Annotated in this window: 2 protein-coding genes; both read left to right on the plus strand. The window is 48.6% G+C overall.

Annotated elements, in window-relative coordinates; all coding sequences use genetic code 11:
- Positions 1-4,279, plus strand: a 4,279-nt coding sequence (locus ACE3MQ_RS27195) for an amino acid adenylation domain-containing protein (protein ID WP_379398753.1), incomplete at its 5' end; no start/stop codon positions are given.
- Between the two features lie 11 nt (positions 4,280-4,290).
- A partial coding sequence (locus ACE3MQ_RS27200; RefSeq protein ID WP_379398755.1) for a condensation domain-containing protein occupies positions 4,291-5,825 on the plus strand: 1,535 nt, incomplete at its 3' end.

Here is a 5,825-nt window from a genome sequence, read left to right on the forward strand (position 1 = left end):
AGAAGCTGAGCTGGAGGAAATAACGGAGCGACTGGTGAAGCCGTTTGATCTGACTCAAGCCCCGTTGTTCCGCTCGGCAGTCATAAAGACCGGCGAAGAGAAGCATCTGCTGTATTTTGACATGCATCACATCATTTCGGACGGCGTGTCCCTGGGAATTCTGATCGAGGAATTCATGAAGCTGTACGAAGGCGAGAACCTGGAACCGCTGCGTATTCAGTACAAGGATTACGCGGTATGGCAGCAGCAGCATATGGTATCGGAGGCTTTTGAACGCCAAGAGCAGTATTGGTTAGAGGCTTTATCCGGGGAATTGCCTGTCCTGGAGCTGCCGACCGATTATCCAAGGCCAGCGTTCCAAACCTTTGAAGGCTCCCGTATAGAACGGATTGTTCCTGAGCCGGTCATGGAATCTCTGCGGAGATTAGCGAACCAAAAGGGAAGCACGTTGTATATGGTTTTCCTGGCTGCATACAAATTATTGTTATCCAGGTATACAGGCCAGCAGGATATCATCGTCGGATCACCTGTAGCAGGGCGACGACATGGCGACGTTCAATCGCTCATCGGAATGTTCGTCAATACTTTGGCCATTCGGACAGAAATGAACGAGCTGGAGACATTCCCAGAGCTGCTGAGCCGGGTTAAAGAGAGAATGCTCCAGGCTAGTGAACATCAGGATTATCCGTTCGAACTGCTCATCGAGAAAATGAACTTGATCAGGGACGTCAGCCGAAATCCTGTATTTGATACCATGTTTGATTTTCACTATAAATCGAATCAGAAATTACAGCTGGAGCATCTTCGACTGACGCCGATGAATCAGGACAATGGAACCTCCAAGTTTGACATGAGTATCGATGTGCTGGAGGAAGAAGAGGGCGTTCATGTCAGTTTGGAGTACTCTACCCGATTGTTCAGACAGGAGACCGCCGAGCAGATTTTGCAGCACTACGTGAATCTGTTAGAAGCGATCTCTATGTCGCCGGAAGCGCAGCTTCGGGAATTAGAGTTCCTTAGCAAAGAGGAACGAACACGGATGACTACGCAATGGAACAGCAGCAGAAATAGAACAGCCAATCCTGTCAAGCCGACTTTCCATGGATGGTTTGACGAGCAGGCTGATTCAACACCAGATCGTATCGCTGTGAGCTTTGATTCCGACACATTGACCTATGCGGAGCTGAACAACAAGGCGAATCGGTTGGCTTATCATTTGCGGGCTTTGGGAGTTGGCCGCAATCAAGTTGTGGCTATCATGGTTGAGCGTTCTCTGGACATGGTTGTCGGAGTACTGGCGATTTTGAAGTCCGGGGGTGCTTTTGTTCCGATTGATCCGAACTATCCTGAAGAACGCATTCAATACATGCTCGATGACAGCGGCACTTCTTGGCTGGTCACGCACAGAAATCTACAAAGCAAGGTCAGGTTCGAGAACACGGTGGTAGATATGGGGTCGGCGATCGAAGCAGCTGGAAATTCGGACAATTTGAAAGTTGATACCGAGCCTGCTGATTTGGCTTATCTCATTTACACCTCTGGCACTACGGGCAAACCTAAAGGAGTTATGATCGAGCATCGCAGCTGGGTCAGCATCTCGGCAGCTTGGAAGACTGAATATCATTTGGATGCCATGCCGATCCGGTTGCTGCAAATGGCCAGTTTCTCCTTCGATGTGTTCGCAGGCGACTTATCCAGAGTGCTTCTGAATGGGGGACATCTCGTCATTTGCTCCGATGAAGTGAAGCTGGATCCGCCATTGTTATACGAGACGCTGCAGCAGCACAGAATTACGCTGTTTGAATCAACTCCAGCGTTGATTGTTCCTCTGATGGAGTACGTATATGAACAACAATTACCATTGGAGCATCTGGAACTGCTTATTTTGGGCTCGGATATCTGTTCTCGTGAAGATTACCTGACTCTCATTGAACGCTTCGGTGCCCGGATGCGCATTCTTAATAGCTATGGGGTGACAGAGGCTTGCATCGATTCAAGCTATTTTGAAGCAAGCAGCCCTGAAGAGGTATGGGCCGGAGCAGTTCCTATTGGAAAACCGCTGCAGCACGCAAGCTTCTATGTGCTGGACGATAGTCTTCGTCTGCAGCCGCCCGGAGTGTATGGAGATCTTTATATCGGAGGATCCGGTATCTCCAGAGGATATCTAAACCAGCAAGAACTTACCTTGGAGCGCTTTATTCCGAACCCGTTTGCAGTGGAAGAACGGCTGTATCGAACGGGAGACGTGGCTCGCTGGTTACCGGACGGCAACCTTGTATTTCTCGGCAGAAAAGACCGCCAGGTCAAAATAAACGGCTATCGCATAGAACTGGGCGAGATTGAATCCTGCCTGTTGAAACAGTCCTGTATGAAAGAGTGTACGGTGGTCGACCGAGTGGATCCATCCGGTTCAAGGGTGCTCTGTGCCTACGTTGTTCTGAAGGAGCAGATGGAGATTCGGCAGGTTCGGGAGCAGCTGCTGCGAGACCTTCCCGGCTATATGGTTCCCACCCATTTTATCGAACTGGACAAGCTGCCTTTGACGCCAAACGGCAAAATTGACCGCAATCAATTGCCAGCGATAGAAGTACTGGAGGAAACGGGAATCGCTTATGTAAAGCCTGAAGGCCATATCGAGCAAATCCTGGCCGATATATGGCAGGAACTGCTCGGAATGGAGCGTGTCGGCAGACAGCATCATTTCTTTAACCTGGGCGGCGACTCCATCAAAGCGATTCAAATGGCTTCCCGTCTGAGAAAACACGGATTGTCATTGGAAATGTCCAAGCTGTTCCTATATCCGATCTTGGCAGAACTGGCGCCCCACATCCAAACTTCGAAGATCATCATACCTCAAGAGCCGGTTGAGGGTGAGGTCAGGTTGACGCCAATCCAAGCGTATTTCTTTGAACATGATGATATGGATCTGCATCACTATAATCAATCCATGATGCTGGAGACAAAATCCAAACGTCTGAATGCGACTTATGTTCGCGCGGCTTTTGGACGGCTTGCAGAACACCATGATGCGCTTCGCATGATATATTTCCGGGAAGAGAACCACTGGAAGCAGTGGAACCGCCCCCTCAACGAAGAGACGGACAAGCTGTTCCATTTCTCCGAAATAGATGTAAGGCATGAGCTGAACCCTGAATTATCGATTGAGGAGAAGGCGGAACGGCTTCAAGGTATGTTCTCTCTGGAACAGGGGCCTTTGTTGACAGGAGCCTTGTTCCATGCCCCGGATCGGGATTACTTGTTAATCATTATTCATCACCTCGTCGTAGACGGATTGTCGTGGAGAATATTGCTGGAGGATTTTGCTGCCCTATACCAGCAGTTGGAGCAAGGAAAGGCCCCGCAATTACAGGAAAAGACGACCTCCTTCAAAGAATGGGCGGACAAGCTCTCTCAGTTGGCCGAACAGGGAAGGTTTGACAAGGAGCTGCCGTATTGGAGAAGAATCGAAGCTGCTGCACCGACAAAATTGTTGAGTGAACCATCCACGAATGAGCAGACAGATAGCATGACCGTATGGGAGAGCGTGGAATGGACGGAAGAAGAAACGAGCCGGTTAATGACGGAAGTTCATAAATCCTATAATACGGAAATGAACGATATCCTTCTTTCAGCCTTGGGCAGTACCTTGGCCGAATACTGCAATACGAGTGAAATTGTGCTCAGTATGGAAGGTCATGGACGAGAGGAACTGGTCAAGAATGTGGATATATCGAGGACAGTGGGATGGTTTACAAGCCAGTACCCTGTGAAGCTATCTATCTCTGACTCCAAGGATATTGGTTATTTGATCAAGTCCGTAAAGGAACAGCTTCGGGAAATACCTAATAAGGGACTGGGTTACGGTCTGTTAAAATACTCGACCCGGAGCCTGTCGGAAGCCTGGCATCCTGAAATCAGCTTTAATTATTTCGGCGAATTCCTGAACGATGAAGCTCTCGGATGGCTGGAACCATCCTCGACTTCCAGCGGTACAGAGATCAGTCCTAGGCGCAAGAGAGAATACGGTCTGGATATAAACGGGATGGTGATGGACGGGAAGCTTCAATTCTCGACAAGCTACAGCAATGCAGAATTCTCGTCCGAAGCCGTCCGGCAGTTGATGAATGCCTTAAAGAGAAAATTAATTGAAGTGATTGATCACTGCTGCACGAAGCAAGGAAGCGAAATGACACCTTCGGATTTAGGCATGGATAACGAGCTTTCCTTAGAAGATCTGGATGTACTGTCCAGCATGATTTCAAACAAAATCAAATCATAGGAGGAATCGACATGGGAAGCGGTACAGAGATTCAAAAGATATATCCCTTATCGCCAATGCAATCGGGAATGTTGTTTCATTCCATCGTAGATCGTGATTCTCATGCCTATTTCGAACAAATGATTTTGAAGCTGCAAGGTGAACTTGATCTCGACAAGTTCACCCAAAGCTTTCAAAAGCTTATTGAGAGACATGATATTTTGAGAACTATCTTTGTTTATGAAAAAGTTAAAAAGCCGCTTCAGATTGTATTGAAGGAACGAAAGGCCCAGGTTTATTTTGAAACTCTAGTCTCTCTCCATCCGCAAGAACGAACTGCGAAGGTGGAGCGATTTATTCGCGAAGACAAGGAAAAGGGATTTGATATTACAGCGGATTTGCTTATGCGCATTTCCATTTTACAGACTTCCCAAGCTGAATATACGGTCGTTTGGAGCCACCATCACATTTTGATGGATGGATGGTGCATGAGCCTGTTATTAGAAGATTTCTTTGAGATATACCAATCGCTTCGTTCTGGCAGCTTGGTTCATTTGCCGCCAGCTCCTTCCTATAACCGCTTCATAGAATGGATTGGCAAGCAGGATGAGGCGCAAGCCGCCTCCTTCTGGAGAAGCTATGTTGATGATTTCAGCCAAATGACACCGCTGGTCAAGGCCTCGCTTCCTTCAAGCAGAGCCTATGAGCACAGTGTCCATATCTGCGATATTGACGTCAAACTGAGTCGGACACTGAGTGAGATGGCGGGAACATGCAATGTCACATTGAACAGCGTCATTCAGGCAGCCTGGGGATTACTGCTTCAGAGGTACAACTATACTCAGGATGCGGTATTCGGATCGGTAGTATCCGGCCGGCCTCCTGAATTGCCGGATGTGGAAAGTATAGTCGGCCTGTTTATTAATACGGTTCCGGTGCGGCTGACTTCCGATAGTGATGACACGTTTGCCCGTACGGTCGCTGCTTTTCAGGAGTCCATCCTTCAAACCCGAAGTTACGATTACTACCCTTTATACGAGATTCAGTCCGATTCTTCGTTGAAGGAGGGTCTGTTCGATCATATTATTGCCTTCGAGAACTTTCCCGTTTCAGCAGAGGTAGAGAGCAAGAGCAATGATAAATGGCTTGGATTTACGGTAGAAGCGGAAAGCGAGAGCTTTGAACAGACGAATTATGATTTCAATTTGATCGTAATCCCGGGAGAGCATCTCAGATTGAAGGTGTTATACAACGAAGAGGCAATCGCCGTTGAACGGGTCCGTCAAATTCTCCAGCACTACATTCATATTTTGGAGCAGGTGGCGGCACGGCCGGAAATGCGCTTGTCCGAGATTGAAGTGGCAACACCGACTGAGCGCCAGCAGCTGGCCTTCGACTTCAATGCAACGGAGAAGGAGTATTCCCGGAATCTATGCCTCCACGAGCCGTTCGAACGCCAGGCGGAGCAGCACCCGAACCGGGTTGCACTCTGCATGGACGGACAGGAGATGACGTACGGGGAGCTGAACCGCCGAGCGAATCAGCTGGCGCATCATTTACAGCATCA

The sequence above is a fragment of the Paenibacillus lentus genome, from assembly GCF_042714055.1.
Lineage (GTDB): Bacteria > Bacillota > Bacilli > Paenibacillales > Paenibacillaceae > Fontibacillus > Fontibacillus lentus_A.